The organism is Campylobacter troglodytis (assembly GCF_006864425.1).
Taxonomy (GTDB): Bacteria; Campylobacterota; Campylobacteria; order Campylobacterales; family Campylobacteraceae; genus Campylobacter_D; species Campylobacter_D troglodytis.
The window spans coordinates 1-399 of the sequence record NZ_QHLI01000272.1 but is presented as its reverse complement, the minus strand read 5'-3'; the positions used below and the strand labels follow the sequence as shown (position 1 = coordinate 399).

The following is a 399-nucleotide window of genomic DNA, read 5'->3' as shown; positions in this document are numbered from 1 at the left end:
TTGATTTTTGGGGACTAGCTTTTGATAATATATCTTTTAGCGAAAGTAAGATTTTAAAGGGATTTTCAATGATTTTAATCTCAATGCTAGAAAAATTTTGTGGCAAGTAAAATTTGCGTTGCAAAACACTTTTTGAGTGATTAAAAAAATATTCGTTTTTGCCATCGCTAAAATTTAAAGAAGTGCGTGAATTTTTGATATTTTGCAAGTTTGAAATGTCGATTTTTTCATAATCACTTTCAAAAAATATCAGCTTATTTTCACTTCGTGCGATTATGTGATAAGCCGCATTTTCAATGCCGTATAAATCATTTGCAAGCTGAATTCTAGCGTTTCGCAAAGTGGCGTGAATTTTGATTTTAGCTTTATGACATTATTCAAATTCTTATTTTAGTAGCT

1 pseudogene is annotated in these 399 nt (G+C 29.3%); it reads right to left on the bottom strand.

What is annotated here, in order from left to right:
* Positions 1-340 (bottom strand): annotated as a pseudogene (locus tag DMC01_RS12855) (restriction endonuclease); the annotation flags it as partial.
* Positions 341-399 lie beyond the last annotated feature (59 nt).